The 21,959-nt window shown below is 44.5% G+C and carries 16 protein-coding genes; 6 read left to right on the top strand and 10 right to left on the bottom strand.

The window, feature by feature from the left end; all coding sequences use genetic code 11:
- Positions 1–383 precede the first annotated feature (383 nt).
- A complete protein-coding gene (locus GV64_RS07310; protein WP_026257996.1) occupies positions 384–1,250 on the top strand; it encodes a cation diffusion facilitator family transporter in 867 nt (288 codons plus the stop codon).
- Between the two features lie 135 nt (positions 1,251–1,385).
- Here GV64_RS07310 and GV64_RS07315 read toward each other — a convergent pair whose 3' ends face one another.
- From GV64_RS07315 to GV64_RS07325, 3 genes are all read right to left on the bottom strand, one after another.
- Positions 1,386–2,939 carry a SpoVR family protein gene (locus tag GV64_RS07315; protein ID WP_020580758.1) on the bottom strand — a complete coding sequence of 518 codons (1,554 nt, stop codon included), beginning with the start codon at positions 2,937–2,939 and terminating at the stop codon, positions 1,386–1,388.
- Positions 2,926–4,215, bottom strand: a complete 1,290-nt coding sequence (locus GV64_RS07320) for a YeaH/YhbH family protein (RefSeq protein WP_020580757.1) — start codon at positions 4,213–4,215, stop codon at positions 2,926–2,928. The genes GV64_RS07315 and GV64_RS07320 overlap by 14 nt, the downstream gene beginning before the upstream one ends.
- Positions 4,216–4,317: 102 nt before the next feature.
- Entirely contained in the window at positions 4,318–6,240 is a 1,923-nt protein-coding gene (locus GV64_RS07325) for a PrkA family serine protein kinase (protein ID WP_020580756.1), read from the bottom strand.
- Positions 6,241–6,738: 498 nt separating this feature from the next.
- Here GV64_RS07325 and GV64_RS07330 point away from each other — a divergent pair, with 498 nt between their 5' ends.
- Entirely contained in the window at positions 6,739–7,521 is a 783-nt protein-coding gene (locus GV64_RS07330) for a sulfite exporter TauE/SafE family protein (RefSeq protein WP_020580755.1), read from the top strand.
- A gap of 19 nt (positions 7,522–7,540) precedes the next feature.
- On the opposite strand, the gene GV64_RS23670 is transcribed toward GV64_RS07330, so the two are convergent.
- Both GV64_RS23670 and GV64_RS07340 read right to left on the bottom strand, forming a co-directional pair.
- Positions 7,541–7,861, bottom strand: a complete 321-nt coding sequence (locus tag GV64_RS23670) for a hypothetical protein (protein WP_020580754.1) — start codon at positions 7,859–7,861, stop codon at positions 7,541–7,543.
- 57 nt (positions 7,862–7,918) lie between these two features.
- Positions 7,919–8,950 (bottom strand): L,D-transpeptidase family protein, encoded by a 1,032-nt coding sequence (locus GV64_RS07340; protein WP_157236883.1) that lies wholly within the window; start codon positions 8,948–8,950, stop codon positions 7,919–7,921.
- Between the two features lie 62 nt (positions 8,951–9,012).
- Between GV64_RS07340 and GV64_RS25210 the strand changes: the two genes are divergently transcribed.
- From GV64_RS25210 to GV64_RS07350, 3 genes are all read left to right on the top strand, one after another.
- A complete protein-coding gene (locus GV64_RS25210; protein ID WP_157236881.1) occupies positions 9,013–9,264 on the top strand; it encodes a hypothetical protein in 252 nt (83 codons plus the stop codon).
- A 593-nt stretch (positions 9,265–9,857) separates the two neighbouring features.
- Positions 9,858–10,721: a prolipoprotein diacylglyceryl transferase gene (lgt, locus tag GV64_RS07345; protein WP_081622036.1), complete on the top strand. Its 864-nt coding sequence runs from the start codon at positions 9,858–9,860 to the stop codon at positions 10,719–10,721.
- Entirely contained in the window at positions 10,718–11,551 is an 834-nt protein-coding gene (locus GV64_RS07350) for a thymidylate synthase (RefSeq protein WP_020580751.1), read from the top strand. The genes lgt and GV64_RS07350 overlap by 4 nt, the downstream gene beginning before the upstream one ends.
- Positions 11,552–11,609: 58 nt before the next feature.
- On the opposite strand, the gene GV64_RS07355 is transcribed toward GV64_RS07350, so the two are convergent.
- From GV64_RS07355 to GV64_RS25215, 4 genes are all read right to left on the bottom strand, one after another.
- The gene (locus GV64_RS07355) at positions 11,610–14,279 is read right to left on the bottom strand and encodes an inositol phosphate phosphatase SopB (RefSeq protein WP_152553957.1); all 2,670 of its coding nucleotides are present in this window, start codon (positions 14,277–14,279) and stop codon (positions 11,610–11,612) included.
- A gap of 545 nt (positions 14,280–14,824) precedes the next feature.
- Positions 14,825–15,880 (bottom strand): succinylglutamate desuccinylase/aspartoacylase family protein, encoded by a 1,056-nt coding sequence (locus GV64_RS07360; protein ID WP_020580749.1) that lies wholly within the window; start codon positions 15,878–15,880, stop codon positions 14,825–14,827.
- A gap of 113 nt (positions 15,881–15,993) precedes the next feature.
- A complete protein-coding gene (gene rimK, locus GV64_RS07365) occupies positions 15,994–16,896 on the bottom strand; it encodes a 30S ribosomal protein S6--L-glutamate ligase (RefSeq protein WP_020580748.1) in 903 nt (300 codons plus the stop codon).
- A 272-nt stretch (positions 16,897–17,168) separates the two neighbouring features.
- Positions 17,169–17,345, bottom strand: coding sequence for a hypothetical protein (locus GV64_RS25215; protein WP_157236879.1), 177 nt, complete (start codon positions 17,343–17,345; stop codon positions 17,169–17,171).
- A gap of 476 nt (positions 17,346–17,821) precedes the next feature.
- Between GV64_RS25215 and yccS the strand changes: the two genes are divergently transcribed.
- A complete protein-coding gene (yccS, locus tag GV64_RS07375; RefSeq protein ID WP_020580746.1) occupies positions 17,822–19,984 on the top strand; it encodes a YccS family putative transporter in 2,163 nt (720 codons plus the stop codon).
- Between the two features lie 9 nt (positions 19,985–19,993).
- Here the strand turns inward: yccS and GV64_RS07380 are convergent, their stop codons facing one another.
- On the bottom strand, positions 19,994–21,931 hold the full coding sequence (locus GV64_RS07380; protein ID WP_152553958.1) for a hypothetical protein: 1,938 nt from the start codon (positions 21,929–21,931) through the stop codon (positions 19,994–19,996).
- Positions 21,932–21,959: the final 28 nt, after the last annotated feature.

A 21,959-nucleotide genomic window follows, 5' to 3' on the forward strand; every position in this document is an offset into this window, starting at 1 on the left:
CTTGTTGTTTTATTTTTGGCATTTTTTTTATGGTTATTCATAAAAAGTGTCGTCCTTGCCACTTTACCCCTTATATCTCTGCCTGAATCCATCTCAGCAAGAGAGCCGAGCCCTCAGACTACCAGCAAAGGGAACTTACAATATAACATCATAAATTGTTTTTGTAATAGCCCTGTTGGGGCTTTATCTGCTGATGTTGCAGGCTTTTTTAGATATTTTTATTGTCTGAAAACGGTGTGTGGCTCAAAACTTTCTTCTATTGCCCCGTAAATAAAGACATAGCAAACAATTGGGTTGTCAGGTGGGATCAGTTGTTTTTTTATTCGGCCGGTTTTGTACGACAGACTACAATTAAAACCTCTGTAAATGTTGAGAAAATATCCATGGGCCAGCATGATAATCATGACTCCGTTGGTGATGGAAAACTGAATCTTGCCATATTCATTAAGCTCTTTTTGAGCGGTGTTCAGGTGGTAGGGGGAGGGGTCGCCGGTAGCCTTTCTTTAATTGCAGACGCAATACATAACCTTGGTGATGCAGGAGCCATTCTTGTTGCTGTGGTTGCCCGTAAAATAGGCTGCAGGTCAGCAGATAAAACTATGACTTATGGGTACAAAAGGGCTGATGTACTTGGAGGTTTAGTAAATAGTGTATTTTTATTGGTCGTAGGCATTTATCTGATTTTTGAGGCGGTCGGCAAATATTTCTACCCTACTGAGATTGATGGCTGGATTGTACTTTTGGTTGCGGGTATCGCCCTGGTTGTTAATATCACGACTACATGCTTGACCTACAACGCGGGAGCGAGGAACGATATTAATATCAATGCTGTGTTCATTCACAACGCATCAGACGCTATAGCCTCTCTGGCCGTCATTATTGCTGCTATTTTGATCATAAATTACCAGCTCTATATTTTTGATGTGATTGCTACGATTGGGATTTCAATCTATGTCATCTATAACGGCGTTATCCTGTTGAGACGTTGCATTGTTATTTTGATGCAGGGTGTGCCCAGTAATATAGATATTGAAAAGATAAAAGCTGCTATTGAGAGTATTGAGGGCGTAAAAAAGGTGGGCCATATGCATGTATGGCAACTTGATGACAAAAGAATTTTTTTTGAAGGACGTATTTTGCTTAACGGAGCAGAGCCTGAAAGCGTAAAGAGAAAAATCAGGGTAGCTCTAAGGCATCAATTTTGTATTGATCACTCGACGCTGGAGACAAAGAGCGTCAGATGTCTTTAATGTAGAGATGTATCGATAAGGGTATCCAGGTCTGGGTGCTTTTAGATGAATTGATATAGCTTTGTTATGAATCTGGAGAGGTATAGGAAGCTGGAAAAAACTGTCAGGCTGCTTGTAGACAGCCTGACAGGGTCCTCATGACGTGGCTTCAGATGCAGGTTTCTCTTTTGGTAGCTCAAACAGGTATTGCACCACATTGTCTTCATCAACAGACTCAAGTTTTACCTCGAATCCCCATAGATGATGAATATGTTTGATAATTTCATCGCTGCTATCACCATCCAGAGGTCTCCCTCTGTGCATATAATGGCGCAGTGTTAGTGAGCGATCACCTCTGACATCCACGTTATAGACTTGGATATTAGGCTCTCTGTTACCAAGGTTGTACTGAGCTGCAAGATTTTCCCGTAATTGGCGATAACCACTGTCATCATGAATCGCATCCACCTCAAGGTATGGGTTAACTTCGTTGTCATCGATGCTGAACAGTCGCATATCTCGCATTACTTTGGGCGATAGATACTGAAGAATAAACCCTTCATCTTTAAAGTTCTTCATCGCAAAATGAACGGCATCCAGCCAGTCGGTACCCGCAAGTTCAGGAAACCATGCTCGGTCTTCATCTGTTGGGTTCTCACAAATTCGACGAATATCCTGGAAGATATTAAAGCCCAGGGTATATGGGTTAATGCCGCTATATCTCGGGTCATCGAAATCAGGTTGGAACACGACACTGGAGTGTGAGTGCAGAAACTCCATGATAAAGCCTTCGGTAATAAGGCCTTCATCGTACATCTCATGCATCAGGTGATAGTGCCAGAATGAGGCCCAGCCTTCGTTCATGACCTGAGTTTGCCGTTGAGGATAAAAGTACTGAGCAACTTTACGGACAATGCGAATAAGCTCTCGCTGCCAGGTGTCCAGAAGGGGTGCATTTTTTTCAATGAAGTACAGGAGATTCTCTTCCGGGTCTTTAGGGAAGCGAATATCTTTTTTCTCTTTCTCACTCTCACGAATCGGAATTGTGCGCCAGAGATCATTCAGGTTTCGCTGAATATACTCTTCGCGTTCCTGAGAGCGCGCTTTTTCCTGTTCAGCGGACATTGGTGTTGGACGGACGTAACGGTTAACCCCCTGATTCATCAGGGCGTGGCAAGCATCCAGTATGTCTTCAACTGCACTGATGCCATACTTTTCTTCACATTTAGCAATATAGCTCTTGGCAAACAAAAGGTAATCAATAATGGCGCTTGCATCGGTCCATTGTCTGAACAGATAGTTGCCTTTAAAGAAGGAGTTGTGACCATAGCATGCATGAGCTATTACCAGTGCCTGCATGGGCATGGTGTTCTCTTCCATGAGATAGGCAATGCAGGGGTCGGAGTTAATGACAATCTCATAGGCCAGACCCATTCGGCCTCTCTGGTAGTTCTGCTGATTGCTCAGGAAACTTTTGCCATAACTCCAGTGGTTATACATTAGCGGCATGCCCACTGAGGAATAGGCATCCAGCATTTGTTCAGAGCTAATGACCTCAATTTGGTTGGGGTATGTATCCAACCGAAATTTATCAGCTAACCTGGCAAATTCCCGGTCGTATATTTCAAGCAGTTCGAAAGTCCACTCGGAGTCCGTTGACAGAGGTTGCTTTCTCTTTGTTTTTTTTACTGGGGCTTCAGCTTCCAACATGACTTCCCTCCTTTTTCTCAAATAAGCGGCGGAAGGTTGGGTAAATATCCGCATAACTGCGAATCTGCTGCATGGCAAAATGGCCCGGATGTGCCTGCTCTATGGTTTTGTACTCGTACCAGAGATTTTGATGATGGCGATCCGTAATTTCTACATAGGAGTAGTACTGACAGACCGGTAATAGCTTCTGCAAAATAATATCATGGCATTTGCTAGAGTCTGCTTCCCAGTTATCCCCATCAGAAGCCTGAGCTATATAGATATTCCACTCATTGGGTGAATAGCGGTCTGTAATGATTTCGTCTGCCAGTCGAAGGGCCGAGGATACAACGGTCCCCCCAGTTTCCCTAGCATAAAAGAAATCGTTCTCATCACACTCTCTGGCTTCACTGTGGTGTCTTATAAAGACGACGTCAACAGCCTCATAGTTTCTTTCCAGAAAAAGGTAGAGCAGCAAAAAGAAGCGCTTTGCCATGTCCTTGATTTCACGGGTCATGGATCCAGATACATCCATAACACAGAACATTACAGCCTTACTGGAAGGCTGGGGGACTTTGGTCATATTATTAAAACGCAGATCAAAGTCATCAATAAACGGCAGTCGTTTCAGCTTCTTGTTAAGAACACTGATTTCTTCTCGAATTGTTCTCGCTCTGTGTTGATCAATCTCGTCCGGGCTGACTTCCATTTCTCGAAGTTCACGCTTAAGGGTTCGAATCACCTTTCTGTCTTTGCCAGAAAGTGCGATGCGGCGTGCATGAGCTGCACGTAAAGAGCGTACGACATTTAAGCGGTCTGGTGAGCCAGCTGTGGTAAAGCCCGCTCGTTTGAGCTTGTAATCTGTGCTGTCTTTTAACTCTTTTCGAACGAGATTTGGTAGCTCCAAATCATCGAACAGATATTCCAGAAACTCATCCCGGTTAATCTGAAAGGCAAAGTCATCAGCACCTTCACCACTGTCACTGGCCTTGCCGTCACCACTTCCCTGGCCACCTCCACCAGGAGGACGCTGGATGCGATCACCGCTGTTAAACTCTTTATTACCTGGGTGAACATGACCATGATGGCCGCCCTGACCATGATGGAAAAAGGGTTCGTTCAGGTCTTTTTTGGGAATGGATATGTCACTGCCGCTTTCAACGTCGGTGATTGAGCGTTGATCAACAGCATCCTGTACAGCCTCTTTAACAAGGCTGCGATAGCGCCTCAGAAAACGCTGCCTGTTGACAGTGCTCTTCTTTTTTCCGTTGAGGCGTCGGTCGATTATGATGCTCATAAAGACGCTCTCCCGATAGTTGCTGTTCGCTAATAGAGAGCCCTGATATACAGGGCGCTGGATTTAGTCCGCTTTCGCTTGGCGAAAGCGGAGCTGCTTTTATTATTGAGACTTACGAACCCGGATATACCACTCAGACAGCAGTCGAACCTGCTTCTTGGTATAGCCATGGGCAACCATCCGATCAACGAAGTCAGCGTGCTTGTTCTGGTCGTCCTGAGACCCTTTGGCATTAAAGGAGATTACAGGGAGAAGGTCTTCGGTGTTTGAGAACATTTTCTTCTCAATCACTGTGCGCATTTTCTCGTAGCTTAACCAGCTTGGGTTTTTACCATCATTATTGGCTCGAGCCCTGAGGACAAAGTTCACGACTTCATTACGGTAATCCTTGGGATTTGCTATACCGGCTGGTTTTTCGATTTTTTCCAACTCTTCACTGAGCGCAGATCGATCGAGTATGTGGCCAGTATCAGGATCCCGGTATTCCTGATCCTGAATCCAGAAGTCCGCATAGGTGATGTAGCGATCAAAAATATTCTGTCCGTACTCTGAGTATGACTCCAAATAGGCGGTTTGGATTTCTTTGCCCAGGAACTCAATGTATTTCGGCGTCAGATATTCTTTGATATACGACATATACTTGTCATGAACTTCTTCAGGGAACTGCTGCTGTTCGATCTGCTGCTCCAGAACATAGAGCAGGTGAACAGGGTTCGCAGCCACTTCAGAAGGGTCAAAGTTGAATACCTTGGAAAGAATCTTGAAGGCGAAACGGGTAGAGAGACCGTTCATACCTTCGTCGACACCCGCCATGTCTCTGTATTCCTGCAGAGGCTTGGCGTTAGGATCGGTATCTTTCAGGTTCTCACCATCATAAACCTTCATCTTTGAGTAGATTGAAGAGTTTTCTGGTTCCTTGATTCTCGACAGAGTGGTGAATTGAGCGAGCATCTTCAGGGTGTCCGGAGCACACGGAGCAGCCTTTAGAGAGCTGTGTTCCAGCAGCTTCTCATAGATGTGTACCTCTTCACTGACACGGACACAATAAGGCACCTTGACGATGTTAACCCGGTCAATAAAGGCTTCGTTGGTCTTGTTGTTTCTGAACGTCTGCCATTCGGATTCGTTGGAGTGAGCGAGCAGAATGCCTTCATAAGGGATAGCGCCCAGCCCTTCGGTGCTGTTGTAGTTGCCTTCCTGAGTTGCTGTCAGCAGTGGGTGCAATACCTTGATAGGAGCCTTGAACATCTCAACAAACTCCATGATGCCCTGATTCGCCCGACACAGCGCACCAGAGAAGCTGTAAGCATCTGGATCATCCTGAGAAAATTCTTCCAGTTGGCGAATGTCGACTTTACCCACCAGGCTGGAAATATCCTGGTTGTTCTCATCGCCTGGCTCTGTCTTGGCTATAGCGGTTTGGTTCAGGCGGCTGGGATAGAGCTTGACTACCCTGAACTTGGAAATATCTCCGCCAAATTCGTTCAGGCGCTTCACTGCCCAGGGTGACATAATGTATTTAAGGTAGCGGCTGGGAATGCCATATTCTTCTTTAAGAATATCTGCATCTTCATCCGGGTTAAAAAGGCCCAGAGGTGATTCAAAAACCGGAGAGCCCTTGATGGCGTAGAAAGGTACTCTTTCCATCAGCTGCTTCAGCTTTTCAGCCAGTGAGGATTTACCACCACCAACGGGACCCAGTAAGTAGAGAATCTGTTTCTTCTCTTCCAGTCCCTGAGAAGCATGTTTGAAATAGGAAACAATTTGTTCAATGGCTTCTTCCATGCCATAGAACTCTTGGAAAGCAGGGTATTGCTTAATCAGTTTGTTTGAGAAGATCCGACTTAATCGTGGATCACGGGACGTATCAATGACCTCTGGCTCACCAATAGCTCTCAGCATACGTTCAGCTGCGTTGGCGTAAGCCCAGGGATCTTCCTTACAGAGTTCCAGGTACTCCATGAGGCTCATCTCTTCCTGCTGGACAGCCTCGAATCTCTGTTGATATTGCGCAAATATGGACATCTGTTTTCCCCCTCGCCTGATCGTTGTGAGTCTTTTTTAAGGCGTACTGCTTAGTTATGATTTTCAGGAGTCTCGTATCCTTTGAACGACACTTTTTCAATATTGAAATAGTGTACGTACATTTACGTTATAGAACTAATGGATAAGAAAGTCTATACCTTTTACGGTTTGATTTTTCAGGGATTATTTGTAAACAGAAAAGGTTTCAGTTGATAAATTGATCAACTGATTAAGAGGCATTCAGCCAGTCTAGATTAAATTTTCAACTATTTGAATATTATCTGTCGTATAATTTTCAGTTAATTATGATGTTGAATATCTGGTGTATTCAAAGTCAGTAGGTTGTTGACTGTCTTGTTTTCAGATAGCCATCTGGCAGGTGATAGAATTATATTCGTAATGTGTGAATATATGTAACACTTCTTGAGAAGAAGGTCGGTCTATAAATAATTATCGTCGTATAATTTAAGATTAATTATCAGTGTATAGGAATATCTAATGCTCTTTCTCCTTTATCTGGTTCTGGGTGCTTGTGCTGGAGTTATGGCTGGCCTATTTGGTATTGGTGGAGGGTTGATTATTGTTCCTGTGCTGATCTTCAGCTTTAAGGCTCAGGGGATGTCTTCCGAAGTCTTGACGCATATGGCGGTGGGTACATCACTGGCCACCATGGTGATTACTTCTTTGAGCTCCATTAAGGCTCATCAGGATGAGGGTGCTGTTCAATGGAAAATCTTTACAACGTTAAGCATAGGGATTCTTGCTGGTGCTTTCATGGGTGTGTATACAGCCGTTCATCTGAGTGGCCATCTATTGCAGAAGCTTCTTGGCGTGTTTGCCATTCTGGTGTCTGCAAAAATGTGGTTCGGGTTTAAGGTTCGTGAAGGTGCCAGAATTCCTGGAAAAGTCGTACTAGTTAGCACAGGTGTTGTGATTGGCTCTGTTTCCAGCATGTTTGGGATTGGTGGCGGCACGCTTTCTGTTCCTTTTCTCAGACGTATCAGTCTGACCATGAAGCAGGCAGTGGGAACCTCGGCGGCTTGTGGTCTTCCAATTGCCTTGATGGGGGCTTTGAGCAACATGGTGTTAGGTGAAAACAACCCCCAGTTACCTGCTCTGGCAACGGGCTATGTGTACTGGCCTGCTTTTCTGGGAATTGTTTTAACCAGTGTATTGCTTGCCCGGTTTGGTGCAAGGCTTGCTCATGGGCTTCCTGCCGAAAAGTTGCAGAAAATGTTTGCCGTTTTTTTATTTGTCGTTGGAGCTCAATTTTTAGTCTAGAGAAGCACTTTTGTTTTGATTACTCCGTCCTTTCTAGTTCATTGCTTAGAAATGTTTCGAAGTCATCAGTATTGTTATGCTGGTCAAATTGACCTGCTGATTCCTGTGGGTCAACAAATGCTTCAAGTTCTTCAGGGTCTAAGTTAATAAAGTAGAGAATACTGATTATAAGGATTATCAGAGGAATAAGATTTTTATTCCAATTTATCAGTCCATAGATAATGCAAGCAGGAGAGAATAGAATCATAACAATCCCCCATACGACCTTGTTTTCTTTGAAGGCCGATACAATTAACCAGAGCCAGGCAATGGTTGACATTACTGCCATTAGAAAAAACATTTCTTACCTCCTTGTGGTTAGCATTCATGTTTTTAGACAGGTTCTATGGTTATTCTTTTAAAACCAGCTCACTAATGCATTGTCTAGCTGATAGATATCATCCCTGAATCGTACCCGCCCGACTTTATCTGGCCATGCAGTAAAGTACACGATATATACAGGTATATGTTTGTTAAGGTTTAGCTTCTTAGGAGAGTTTGATTTTTTATAATTGTTGAGTTCAGGCATTAATCCTTGATCCAGTGCAATAGTTTCTACTAGAGTTTCTATGTTATTTACTCTTGCACACCCTGAGCTGAGAGATAAATTGGCGCTATCAAACAGTTCTGGCTTATCGGTGTCATGCAGATAAACGCCGTGACTATTTTTGAATCCCAATTTGAACTTTCCCAGACGATTGAGCTCTCCGGGCTGCTGTTCAAGCCGATAAGTGAAAGATTTTTGTGTCAGTGCTTGCCAGTTAACGGAATCTACTGCTATTTCAGGGCTGTTATCATTCCAGTTTTTATAAACCTTGAAGCCCTCCCTGCTGAAAAAGCCTGGCTGTTTTTTTTCTTCCTTTAAAAGGCTTTTGGACGCAATACTATGGGGTACCTTCCAAATAGGATTAACAGTGATATTTTCAATATCGCTTTTTAATACTGGCGTTTGTTTTTTTGGGGATCCCACTATGGTTTTGAAATGGAACGCTCTCTGGGGACTGCTTTGATAACTTGTTGTGAATCCAGCAATATCGACCCACACCCTTGGGTAGGGCAATCTTTTGGGAAGCCATCGGATGCGTTCGAGATTTGCCTTAAGTATTCGTATTCGTTGGTTTGTGATAGACAGTAATGCTTGCCGTGTCATAGGTCCAAGGCGGCCATCGGGTATTAATTTATATTTTAACTGGATACTGGTCAGCACATCTTTGTGCTCTTGGGAATAAATGTGATTGGGAAGCTCTTCTGCCAGATCCAGGGCCATTAACCACTGGTTAAGAAGTGAAACCGCTGGATGAATATCGCCTTTAAACAGCACCAATTCGTTTGGAAATATTTGATAAGCCGATTTATTCCACAACTTAAGGTTGTTCAACGCTTTGATCAAATATTGATACTCGGGGATATTTGGCTGAATATCTTTTATTTGTGGGATTTCTGGATGAGGGCTTGAATACTGTGGCTGGCTTGGAATTGTCCATCCTGGCTGAAAATATCGTTTATCCAGCCTTCCTCTGTCCAGGTACTTTGAATAAAGCTGAACGATTTCCAGAGCTGTGCTTTCTGATTGATCTTCAGCAATGGCAAGCCAGTGATCAGCGGAAACTTCAATACCATGTCGTGGCAGGTTTGACAGCCATTGAAGTAACTCTTTTCCTGACGTTTCCTGATGAGCCAGAGAAAGCGAGGAATAGATTGTGATCAACATAAAAGCAAAAATATGACGCATTACATCCTCTGTTACTGCTAAATCCATTGAGGCGTCAAAAGAACGGTTTATTTTTAAATCTGTACATTGGGTAGTACATCTTCAATTAAGTTTGTATTTTGGTATTGTGCAAGGAAATAATTATGAACTGCAGAGTCAAATAGATAAGACGTCATAAAACAGGTGTTTACAGATTCAGTATTTCAGTTTCGACTAGGGGGGTTCGCAATTAGCCATGAGGACTGTTGATCATACACGCACTTAGGCAAGGCGAACGACGTAGGACATGGTGGTTCCATGTTTAAGTCGTTCAACGCGGTATGAGTGCGTGTATGATCAACCCGAAGGGCGACCCATGATTTACGTCATACGGCGTTGCTCAATGCGTATCTGGAATAACCACACCGCGGAGCTCGCTCCTTGGCTGAGGTAAATCATGGGTGGCCGGTCACATGTCTAATTGTGCCCCCCGCTAACATAAGTGCCAAATCAGAGCTGCTGGCTCTTATCAATCAAGTTTCTGACTGGCTCAGTAGCCAACTACCTTGGTACACTTGAGTGGTACTTTGCTTATCGGAAGTGGTTTGTGATTGCATATCCTGAGATAGATCCCATTGCTTTTAGTCTTGGTCCTTTAAGTGTGCACTGGTATGGCCTGATGTATCTTGCAGGCTTTGCTCTGGCACTTTGGTTGGGGGGCGTTCGTGCCCGAAGATCCAGTGGCTTGTGGCGCCCGGAACAGGTCAGTGACCTGGTTTTTTATGGTGCTGTCGGGGTTATTCTTGGAGGGCGTGCTGGCTATGTGATTTTCTATCACTTTGACTACTTTGTCAGAGACCCTCTCTGGCTGTTTAAAGTCTGGGATGGGGGGATGTCCTTCCATGGCGGCCTTCTAGGTGTCCTTGTTGCTATGTGGCTCTATGGTCGATCTCAGGGTAAGAGCTTCTTTCAGGTAACGGATTTTATTGCTCCCCTGGTGCCTTTGGGGCTTGGTCTTGGCCGGATAGGTAACTTTATTGGTGGGGAGCTTTGGGGAAGAGCTTCTGATGTTCCATGGGCAATGGTTTTTCCTACTGACCCCAGCCAACTGGCAAGGCACCCTTCACAGCTTTATCAGTTCTTTTTAGAAGGCCTTGTACTGTTTTGTATCCTGTGGTGGTTTTCGGCAAAGCCCAAGCCAAGAATGTCAGTTTCCGGCCTGTTTCTATTGATCTATGGACTGACAAGGTTTTCTGTTGAGTTCGCACGGGAGCCTGATGCTCAGCTTGGTTTCATTGCCTTTGACTGGCTAACTATGGGGCAGCTGTTATCTTTGCCTATGGTTGTGATGGGCATACTCCTGATGATTTGGGCATATCGTTCTCATCCGCTTGTTGATGGTATGAATAGTGACGATGCCTCCTGGCTGAAAAAGGCTGGAATGAACAAACGTGGATTGAAAAAACGATGAAAGAATATCTGGACCTCTTACGCCATGTGAAAGATCATGGCACTTTCAAATCGGATCGAACGGGTACTGGCACCTATAGCGTATTTGGTTACCAGATGCGCTTTGACCTGTCGGAAGGATTTCCCCTGGTAACCACCAAAAAATGCCACCTGCGGTCAATTATTCATGAGCTGCTCTGGTTTTTGAAAGGGGATACCAATATTGGTTACCTTCAGGAAAATGGCGTTCGTATCTGGAATGAATGGGCAACGGATGAGGGGGATCTTGGCCCGGTTTATGGCAAGCAGTGGCGGAGTTGGGAAGGAGCCAATGGTGAAGTTGTTGACCAGATTCAGTGGCTACTGAATGAGATTAAAACCAATCCAGATTCCCGAAGAATGGTCATCAGTGCCTGGAACCCATCGGTACTTCCTGATGTAGCTTATTCACCAAAAGAAAATGCAGCCATGGGGCGGCAGGCGCTACCACCCTGTCACTGCCTTTTTCAATTTTATGTACTGGATGGAAAACTTTCCTGCCAGTTGTATCAGCGCAGTGCGGATATTTTCCTTGGGGTGCCGTTTAATATTGCTTCTTATGCGCTGTTGACGATGATGATTGCGCAGGTCTGTGATCTGGAACCTGGTGATTTTGTTCACACCTTTGGTGATGCTCATCTTTATTCTAACCACCTGGATCAGGCGGAAGAGCAATTAAGTCGAACACCTTATAAACGACCTCAGATGAAGTTGAATCCGGCAATTCGTGACCTGTTTGAGTTTACCGGGGATGATTTTGAGTTAGTCAATTATGAAGCTCACCCTCATATAAAGGCTGCTGTGTCCGTTTAAGTATTGTGATCTGCGTAGCCCTGGAGAGGGCTACTGCTGCTCCCTTATTTCAGAGTTTTCAAAGAGTGATTGGAGCATCGGGATTGGAAAAGGGTTTTTGTTCTTTCCTTGCACCATTCAACGGATTACGCCTCATGAATTTATAGCTGAGAGGGTCCAGGTCTTTACCGGGTGTGTCATCAAGTCGGTAGCCCACCAGTCCTGTATTCCTTTTCTGTACTTCTGTATGCCCCCCATAAACCATAAATAGCTCGGCCACAAGATTATAGAGCTGTGCGGTAACATCACTCTCATCTGACTGACTCTCATGCAGATACATACCTGTGGTTAACAGGGATTGCAGTACTGTCTGGAAAATTGAAGTGCGATCCTTGTTGCTCTTGCAGCCGCTGAAGATATCAATCTCCAGCTCTTCCAAAAGCTGGAAAAGTATTTCTGCAAAAATAAACGGATTCTTTTCTTTGGCCACTGTCTCAAAATCGACTTTCTTGGAATTAAATAAACCCCTTATTTGATCTTCAAGTTGATTAACACGGTGTTGCTGATTTCCAGATAGGAGTCTGCTTTTTTGACGTACCGGGCCGTCTGACCCAAGAAGCCATTTAAGTGACTCGGTATTGACCTGATTAACTGTTTTCCATGTGTTTGCGAAATATCTGAGCATTTTGTTTAATGCTCGTTTTGATAACTTACTATCACGTGACTGCTGAAGGGCCAATTGATTGCACGGAATTACAAACATTCGTACATTTGGGATTATTCTGACATCAGCATTTTCGCCATTGACCAGACAGACTTTCAGTATCATCTCTTTTCCAGATAGATCCTTTAATGCTTTATGAATTCTTTCAACCCATTTTTTCTCATCATCCTGACCAATAGCTGTCATCACACCATTATGACGGATATTATCCGGACTTAGCAGGTTAAGGTAAGCAGCCGTCAAATCAATGGGGGAGTGCCTGGGGTCCGTAAGGGCTTTTTGGAGTTGTTCCGAATGGTTTTGAACCAATAAGGCAGTAAAAATTTCTTTAATGCGATCAAGAGTTACTTCTTCTCTTCGCTTTTCACTTTTTTCAGCATAGGCATAAGGGCAGCCGACACGGATCTGGCTGGTCACTGGCCGGTCATCAATTTTCATTGTATAACCCATCATATTTACCGCATGTTTGGTATTTCTTTCCATGGATGGGCACAGCATACCACTATAGGGCTTTTCAAAAGGTGCTCGGTTGCCTGATAAGTTGGTATTTAATGGAAAGGGAGAGCGCATGGCTGCAGCAGGAGTATAGGTTGTACTGATCTTTTTCCATTTTCCATCCAGATATACATGGAATTGGCTGTGAAACGGTTTGCTGTTTTTAGAAAGTACCCGAATCATCTCATTATCAAACTTTCGCTTGTCTGGAAATATCTTTCTTAGCTCCGAGTCCAGATCAAGCAGCTCATCCATGTTCTCAGAGACGCATTCAACAGGAATACCATCATTTAAACCGGTATCTATCTTCTCATTAATAACCTCACCCACTCTTTGTTTTAGTTCTTTGAGTTCCGGGATAGGTTTCTTTTCCATTGCTAACAGTCTGTCAGCAACTTCCTTGTAAAGCAGGACTTGTTGCAAGTATTGATGACCACTTCTGAAGTCATATTTTTGCGCATCTGTAATAAATGTTCTCAAGCCAGAGAAATCTGCTTCAAGTGATTGTGTTATCAGAGAAAGTTTCGGGTGTTTTTTTGCTTTTTTGTTGTAATCCAAAAGTCCTCTGGTAAAAGATAGAGAGCTTTCTTCCAGCTCATATAGCTGTTGCAGTGTTGACGTTGATGATGGTCCGTATCTCAAAAAGGCTAGCTGTGTATCACGTATAAATGCTTGAACCTTCTGACGCCTTATAGTTAATTGGTGTACAAGGTCATCCAGTTGTTTCTCTCGCACTCCTCTCCATCGACCTATCTTGAGATAAATCTTATGGCTGAAGAGAGAGGGAGCTGTGTGTGCCTCAGATCTTTGATTCTCTTTAGCAAAACCTGTGTTAACACTCTCAGCTGCAAAATGATCGTCTTTGATGGGGTTTATAGGTGTCGGGTCTATGGCTGCTTCGTCATAATCATCATCTGTGTCAGAGATTAGAGGGACAAGACCTAGATCATCATCATCACACTCCTCATCAGTATTATCTTCCAATGAGCTCTCAAAATGTTGATGATGCCTTTCTGGTGTTGTTGCTGAGATATTTACAGCATTGGGTGTAGTGCTTTGTTTATCCTGACGATGGCTGTTTGAGCTGATAGAAAGAGTTTGGTCAGGTTTTTTATTTTCTTTGCTTTGCCTTCTTTGGAAGTTAAATATTCTTTTTATTATTTTTGATGGGGATGGTAATGATAGTTTTCTCCGTTTTTTACCGTTTCCTGCTTTGACAGGATCAGGAACTGCTTTAACAGAGCGTTCAGAGATTTTTTTCTTGGGAAAAACCAGGTTGAATAATTTTCCCGGGATAGAGGCCATCCATTTGAGTCCTCTATAGATAACGCTGGGAGCGCTGGACACTACACGAGCCGCTTTTCTCCAAAAGCCTTTCTCAGTGTATTTTGTGCCCACTTCAATAGGTGGTATGGACTTATTTTCAGAGGGAGGGCGATTCTCCGGTATCATTGGTTGTTTCCCCCAGAATAATGTTTTAAGAATTAGCTTTGATTTTAATGATTGATAGGTATGTAAGTAGTTAACCAAATAAAATCATATTTTCTGACTAAGTGGTCAGTCGCTCTGCGGCATTTCAGCTTCGGTCACACAGATAAGGCTATGCTCCCTACGTTGTGCCTTGCATAGTAACGATCCACTCAGCCAGAAAATATGATTTCATTTGGCCAGCTACTTAATAATACTAAAAGGTGTTCTCTACATTTATTATGCCTTTAGCTATCTATTAATTATTGCAGCTCTCGGGTTAAAACTCTCTATTTCGGTGGGAGTTGTCATTTTTTATTCTTTTTTGCGATTTAATTTCAATTTTTATGTTTTTTGTGTTTATAAAGAACATTACTACGAGCTTATCAACGTATGGTGCAGCGTTTTCCTGCTTTAAGGAGGGCTGCACTAGGTTCTGTTGACATAAAATTGCTAGCTCAGTGGTTCATAAAGCTGTCTTACATAAGGCGGACTGGTGGAAGGTTAGTGGTGAACCCAAACCAGTCCAACGAAGCTGGAAGGCAGCTATAAGAGCCATCCTACGCACTCACACCTTATGTCAACAGAGCCTAGAGGATTCAACCTGGTTAGTCCTGATTTTCAGGCACTGGCAGTTGAGCAACTCCCAGGTCCAGAACTTCTTCGATAACTTCCTGATCATACTCAGTATCTGCCAGAGTGCTGCTGACTTTGGCAAGGTGAACCAGGGCATCGCCTTCATTGGCCAGTGGGAGCTGACTAAGGCCTATAACCACACCATCAAAAGGAGCCATGATACTTTCACTGTCGCTGGCATCAAAGGGATTCACAATAGTCATCATGGTATCGCCTTCCTTAACCAGGTGCCCTTGTTTGATATGCAGTAGTACCAAGCCATCTCTTGAGCTTCTCAACCATTGGCTCTGGTTGCACTCCCAAGGCTGAATTGCTGGGGTTTTAACGGGCTTTTTGGGAAGCATGTTTAGATGTCGCATAACACGCATAACGCCTTTGAGGCCCAGTTTGATTGACGCTTCTTCCAGTCGTAAAGCTTCACCAGCTTCATAAACCAGCGCAGGAATGTTGTACTCGTTTGCAGCACCCCGGAAGGAGCCATCTCTCAAGGATGAGTGAAGAATAACCGGTGCGCCAAATGCCCTGGCCAGAGCAACGCACTTCTCGTTAGTCAGGTCTGTTCTCAGCTGTGGCAGGTTGGTTCTGTGGATAGCGCCGGTATGCAGGTCCAAAGCGTAGTCTACGTGCGGGAAAATACCGGTAGTAATCAGGTTGGCAAGTCTGCCACCCAGAGAACCTTTGCTTGAACCCGGGAAGCAGCGATTCAGGTCCCTGCGATCGGGCAGGTAGCGGATTTGCTGGATGAATCCAAGCTGGTTGACCACTGGAATGATGATCAGGGTGCCATAGATTTTGGACAGGTTTTTATGGCCAAGAATTTGCCGGCAGATTTCGACACCATTCAACTCATCACCATGAATGGCTGCTGTCACTAAAAGACATGGGCCTTTTCTACGACCGTGGATGACCTCCATTCGCAGGTCGATGGGGGTATCCGTGTAGAGTTTTACGACAGGTATATTAAGGTGCTGTCGTGTACCAGGAAGGATGGTATGGCCAAACAGCTCTAAAGGTTGTGCTCGTTCCATAGAGGACTCCAGCCCTAACCACCGGGCTTCAGAGGCCGTGGTCAGGGTTGAAAAGCATCACTCAGGTGTTTTTTTTAACATCAGTCAGAGTGATGGTGGTTGGTGAAGGTGAGTTATCCAGTAATGCGGGTATTGCTGGTTCGATGATAATTATTCTCGATGTATTCAATAATACAGTTTGCAACATCATTGGCGGTTGCGCGCTCAATACCTTCCAGGCCCGGGGATGAGTTGACTTCCATCACCAACGGGCCTCGATTCGAGCGAAGAATATCCACGCCCGCCAGTCTCAGACCCATGGCTTTTGCTGCCTTTACTGCGGTAGCGCGCTCATCTTTGGTCAACTTGACCAGACTGGCACTACCACCACGATGAATATTTGAGCGGAATTCACCTTCAGGCGCCTGACGCTTCATGGCTGCGATTACTTTGTCGCCTATAACAAAGCAGCGAATGTCAGCACCACCGGCTTCTTTGATGTATTCCTGAACCATAATATTGGCTTTCAAGCCCATAAATGCTTCCAGAACACTCTCTGCTGCTTTACGGGTTTCAGCCAGAACCACACCGATTCCCTGGGTTCCTTCTAAAAGTTTGATCACCAGGGGTGCCCCCCCGACCATTTCAATCAGATCTGGAATATCACCTGGACCACTAGCAAAACCGGTAACGGGTAGACCAACGCCTTTACGCGACAGTAGTTGCATTGAACGCAACTTGTCCCGGGAGCGTGCAATCGCCAGAGATTCGTTCAATGAGTAACAATTCATCATCTCAAACTGGCGAAGCACCGCTGTACCATAAAATGTATTAGAGGCTCCAATGCGCGGAATCACTGCATCATAATGAGGCAACTCAACCCCTTTCATATGAATGCTGGGGTTTTTATCATTAATATTCATATAACAACTTAAAATATCAATGACATCGATTGTATGCCCTCTGGCCTCTGCAGCCTCAATGATACGGCGGGATGAGTACAACCGCTCGTTTCGTGAAAGTAGCGCAATTCGCATTGGGTAATTCCTGATAAAGGTCATTCTGCGCTCTGGCTGAAAACCTGATTCATAATAAAATGTTGAGAAAAAGTATGGCTTACCAGAGAGCTTTTTACTGAATATACGGAGATCGGCTGTTTAGTAAAACTGTTTTGTAAAATCAGCACTGTATATCTTATTTTATCTTCACTAAAGCGATCCGGGTAATAGAGGCAATAAAATCAAAGCGGGCTGCCAGAATGCAGCCCTTGGGTAGATGAGGGATCCTTACCAGAAGCGGGAAGCCAGTGTCACCAATGATCAAAGACCAGGTTCTCCTCTCCGAGGATCTCCCGCAACCGCTTACGCTCAAGGTAAAGCTCAGCTTTTGAGCGTTTTTTTTCGTAGTCAGCCACGCGCGTGCGAAGACGCTTTTTAGCCCTGGCCGCTTTTTCAAACTCTTCTTCGAAGTCTGGATACTCTTCCATCTCTGCCTGCTCTGAATGCCTATCAAGACAAATAGCAAACAGCCTTTCCTCAGCTGCAAACCAAGGCTCACAGTGGCTCTTACAAGAACATGGAATTGGCGTTGCAGCGCTAATTTCTGGTAAAACCATGGTTCAGTCAACAAAAAAAAACTCAGTTACTAAAAAATAGCGAGATAGCCTGATTTTTGAATATTATTCGATTTTTGGTTGGCGTAAATTTGGTTTAACCATTGTTTTGTTTGTTTTTTTGAGGCTTTTCTGGTGTTTTTTTGTTGTTTTTTTCAGTTGAGTCCCTGTGATATTTTTTGGTCTTCTCTGAAAAGCAGGCCCAAGACATAGTATCCACGACAGCCTAATGGCGATTTTGCTCAGCTTTTATTCAGCATAGTCTGTATCGCCACTTAGCCTCTCAGGATTTTTCAGGTATGCTCTAACATCCTTCAGATTAACCGCCCAGCAAAAGCAAACACCTTTCTATGTTCACCCCTGATCTGTTTCAACAATTTCGAAGTTACTGGGCAAATGACCGGATAAACTACAGTGTTAAGGTGTTTTTTGCGTTGGCTGGTGTGACCCTGCCTGCCTGGTATCGAGGGGTTCCGGATGAGATTACCCCCATGGTCCTGGGGATCATTGCTGCGGCACTGGCTGAAGTGGATGATAGTCTCTGGGGCAGGATCAAGGCGCTGATCATGATGCTTGCCTGCTTTTTGTTGGCATCATTTTCGATTGAATTGCTGTTTGGTCATCCACTGTTATTTGCTCTTGGGCTATTCTGCTCAACGTTTGGCTTTACTATGCTTGGCGCAATGGGGCCAAGGTATAGCAGTATGGCGTTCGCCTCGCTGCTGTTGGCCGTTTATACCATGCTTGGGGCAGGTGAGAGTCAAAACCTCTGGGAGCAACCAATATTACTTCTGGCTGGGGCGCTCTGGTATGGTATTTTGTCACTGTTATGGCAGGTGCTGTGGCCAAACCGCCCAGTGCAGCAGTCATTGGCGATGGTCTTCATAGAACTGGCCAGTTATTTTGAAACTAAAAGTCAGCTGTTTGATCCTGTCGCAGATATGCATCCACAGCCTATGCGACTGGAGGCGGCGAGAAAGAATGCCCGTGTTGTCGCCGCCTTGAATCAGGCTAAGGCTTCCCTGCTCCAGAGAGTTCGACGTCAGGTCAATGCCAGTGAGCAGCCTTTTCTCCAAATTTATTTCATTGCACAGGACGTCCACGAACGGATCAGTTCTTCACACTATCGCTACCAGGACCTTGCTGCGAGCTTTTCCAGAAGTGATGTCCTTTTTCGCTTTCAGAAAATGTTGCAGGTTCAGGCAAAAGAGTGCAGGGCTATTGCCCGGTCTCTTGCAATGGGAAGGACTTATGCCCATGACAGTGAAAGTACTTTAACGCTTGATGAACTGCAGCAATCACTGGAATACCTTAAGGAGCAAGACCATGCTCACTGGCGCCCCCTGCTCATACAGTTGGAATACCTGTTGAGAAACCTGGCGACGGTGGAATTGCAGTTATCATCTGTAGGGCATCCAGACTCACCGGTCATTGGTGATGACAATGTATTGGCAGACCTGGAGCCAAAAGGGATTAAAGCGCACTTGCGCTGTATTTGGAATGAATGCCGCTGGGAAAGTACGCTTTTTCGCCATGGGCTGCGTTTGGCAACGGCGCTGGCAGCAGGTTACGGACTCATACAGCTGCTGAACTTGCAGCCCGGTTACTGGGTGCTTTTGACAACCCTCTTTGTCTGTCAGCCAGGTTACAGTGCCACCAGGCAAAAGCTGACTCAGCGGGTGGTTGGAACCATGGCTGGTCTCCTGATAGGAATTCCTCTGCTGTACCTGTTTCCCGGGCAGGAAGGGCAATTGGTCTTGATGGTTATCTGCGGAATTTTGTTCTTTGCATTCCGCACAGTCCGTTATGATCTGGCGACCGCCTTTATTACGTTACTGGTGTTGTTTTGCTTCAATCAGCAGGGCATGGGCTTTGCAGTGATTATGCCTCGTTTGGGGGATACGCTGTTGGGGTGTCTGTTGGCCGTGACTGCGGTCGTATTTATCCTGCCTGACTGGGAATCAAAACGGCTGAATCGGATTATGGCTTCAACCATATCCCGGCATAGAGAGTATCTTGCTCAGGTTATTGAACAATATCAGAGCGGAAAGCGGGATACGTTGGACTATCGCCTGGCACGTCGTAATGCGCACAATATGGATGCTCAATTAAACACAACCATTATGAATATGTTGGTGGAGCCGGATCGCTATCAGCGGGCAAAAGATGAAAGCTTTCGTTTTCTGACACTTTCTCATGCATTGCTGAGTTATGTTTCAACGCTGGGAGCCCACCGCATAATGCTGGAGGACAGCTCCGTTCAGGGAGAACTAAGGGAGCAGTATCAGTCTATAGATAAACAGTTACGGCTGCTGGAGAAGCAGCTGATGGGCAGTGTTGTTCAACGGTCCGGGATGCTTTCTAAATCAGGTATTGCTGACGAATGGCTGGATGAAGGGCGGCCTGAAATTCGGTTGTTGTTACAGCAATCTCTGTTGATTTTTCAGATCCTGCCGGAAATGCATACGCTGGCTGTTGAAATCTATAAAAAGTTGAGCCACCGTGCCCAATGAGTAACTACTCTACAGCTGGCTGTTATTTAGTTTCATAAATAGTGCTGTTGGTTGAAAATGAGTTTTTACTTGCGGCGGATTATAATCATTTAGAGTAAGAATGCCTGTTTGATGATTATATTGGCACAAGCCTAGGTTCACCAGTTCATTGATACTGTTATAAGCAGTGCGAGGGTGTATATTTTCCAGACCGAAAAATTGCAGGTTAGTATTCCAGTATATTTGCAGTGCATTTAGATCAAGCTTAAGCTCATTTCTCAATATTTCATGCCATTGGGTAAATTTTCGATAGCCATAAATATCTTGCATAATCCACTCTAGCATTGAGTTTTTTGGGGGTTCAGAAAAGCTCTGTGATGGGAATATCAAGGGTTGATTGCCATCTCCCACTTCAGAAGTGCAATGTGGCATGTGTTGAACTGACGGGTTTGGAAAGTCTGGTAATTGGGTGGTTGAGGAGAGTCGGGATCCTTTCATATTAGTCATAATCAAAGCCTGCCGAGTCACTGGGTGTTGGCCATTCAAACAGTAAACGTTACGGCCAGTATCGTAAGTCCAGTAGTTTTGGGTTGCAAAAAATCGAGCAACAAAATCAAATCCAGTCTGATGAGTGTATCCAGGTGAGTGTAGGGATAACCAATGGTGAGTAAGCTTGTCAATATTAATAGTTAACTCACCATTTGATCTATTATGCCATTTTGCAAAGCGTTGGTGCGAATCAGCATCAGAAAAAATAAAGGACAAGCAACCTTCACAGGTTTTAGGTGTATTAAACACTGATGTTGTCGGTTCAACTTTGCTTGTTGAATGGCTGTAAACGGGAGGAGGGAGTTCTTTTATTGGAGAGTCTGGTAGCTCTCCTTCTGCTTTTTTCCAAATATCGATAATATTCTTAAGTGTTCCAGGGGAGATGTCTTCTATAGCTACAGCTGCATCTTGAAGAGTGCTTGTACTTGTATGAGAAGTAGTTGATTTTTCAGTGGGTAGTGTTCTCTGACAGTTGTTTGCCACAGCTATGGTACTGGCTGGATAGTTTCTGTGTTTAAGTTGAAAAACAGGTTCATCTTGAGAGTCTGGATTTTTTAGAAAGATAATGTCCCCTTTTTCGGACTCCTTCTTTAAGGCACCTTGCAATGTTTCACCATTAGCCACCCCATATCTTTGCTGAAATGAATACCATTCGCTCTTCAATTGAGAGGAATTTATTACTTTTAATATTCCTTGGTTTCTATCAGCCCATATTACAGACAAACCAATTTCGGCCTGATTTTCCAAAAAGTTGCAGCAGTATAGTTGCGCCGTAGAGGAAGTTACATTCTGAGTTGTTGCGGTTGCACGGCCGAGCCTGCTTGAAGAATGTTGATGTGGGAACTGTTGTTTAGGTGACTCAGACTCTTTATATCGTTCAGGCCTCTGGTAGGGAGTATGTTGATTACGTGATGCAGTATTTGAGACCATTTTGTTGACCAACTCTGTTTCCTGCCTTAGTAGCTGGTATCGACTATGGTTAGATACTCCTTTTATATCTTTTGCATGACATATTTCAATAAGCAGTTTCTTTGGATCTATGTCCCATTCGGCACTAAGTGAGTGCCAGCTATTTATCTCCAAAATACGGTTCTTCTTATCAACCCAACTGGCTGCTCTCGACTCATTTGCTTTTTTTACCAAAAATGAATGTAGCTCGGATGGTTGCTGAGGAGTCAAATAAGCTTCTGTGGAAGGCTGAACGTTCATCTGTCTTTGTATAACAGGAGTGGTGGGTGGTTTACATGTGCTGCCGGATTCGAGATGACTTCCGTTGCATAGTGCACTGGCAACCTGCCATTGGTTATGTGCTCCCGGTGCATGAGGGGTATTAAGGTGGTGGGTGGCTTGGGTCGTGTATTCGGGAGAGAAGTTTTGAATGACGCCGGGGCTTTGAAGAGTTGTATTATTAGGGTCCATTTCGATAACAGCTATTTCAGTGAAACTA

It is taken from the genome of Endozoicomonas elysicola (genome assembly GCF_000710775.1).
In the GTDB taxonomy this organism is placed as follows: Bacteria; Pseudomonadota; Gammaproteobacteria; order Pseudomonadales; family Endozoicomonadaceae; genus Endozoicomonas; species Endozoicomonas elysicola.

Excerpts from the sequence above, each read along its gene's own strand:
- GV64_RS07310 (WP_026257996.1), top strand. The coding sequence starts at position 384 with ATGGGCCAGCATGATAATCATGACTCCGTTGGTGATGGAAAACTGAAT.
- GV64_RS07315 (WP_020580758.1), bottom strand. The coding sequence starts at position 2,939 with ATGTTGGAAGCTGAAGCCCCAGTAAAAAAAACAAAGAGAAAGCAACCT.
- GV64_RS07320 (WP_020580757.1), bottom strand. The coding sequence starts at position 4,215 with ATGAGCATCATAATCGACCGACGCCTCAACGGAAAAAAGAAGAGCACT.
- GV64_RS07325 (WP_020580756.1), bottom strand. The coding sequence starts at position 6,240 with ATGTCCATATTTGCGCAATATCAACAGAGATTCGAGGCTGTCCAGCAG.
- GV64_RS07330 (WP_020580755.1), top strand. The coding sequence starts at position 6,739 with ATGCTCTTTCTCCTTTATCTGGTTCTGGGTGCTTGTGCTGGAGTTATG.
- GV64_RS23670 (WP_020580754.1), bottom strand. The coding sequence starts at position 7,861 with ATGTTTTTTCTAATGGCAGTAATGTCAACCATTGCCTGGCTCTGGTTA.
- GV64_RS07350 (WP_020580751.1), top strand. The coding sequence starts at position 10,718 with ATGAAAGAATATCTGGACCTCTTACGCCATGTGAAAGATCATGGCACT.
- GV64_RS07360 (WP_020580749.1), bottom strand. The coding sequence starts at position 15,880 with ATGGAACGAGCACAACCTTTAGAGCTGTTTGGCCATACCATCCTTCCT.
- rimK (WP_020580748.1), bottom strand. The coding sequence starts at position 16,896 with ATGCGAATTGCGCTACTTTCACGAAACGAGCGGTTGTACTCATCCCGC.
- GV64_RS25215 (WP_157236879.1), bottom strand. The coding sequence starts at position 17,345 with ATGGAAGAGTATCCAGACTTCGAAGAAGAGTTTGAAAAAGCGGCCAGG.
- yccS (WP_020580746.1), top strand. The coding sequence starts at position 17,822 with ATGTTCACCCCTGATCTGTTTCAACAATTTCGAAGTTACTGGGCAAAT.
- GV64_RS07380 (WP_152553958.1), bottom strand. The coding sequence starts at position 21,931 with ATGGACCCTAATAATACAACTCTTCAAAGCCCCGGCGTCATTCAAAAC.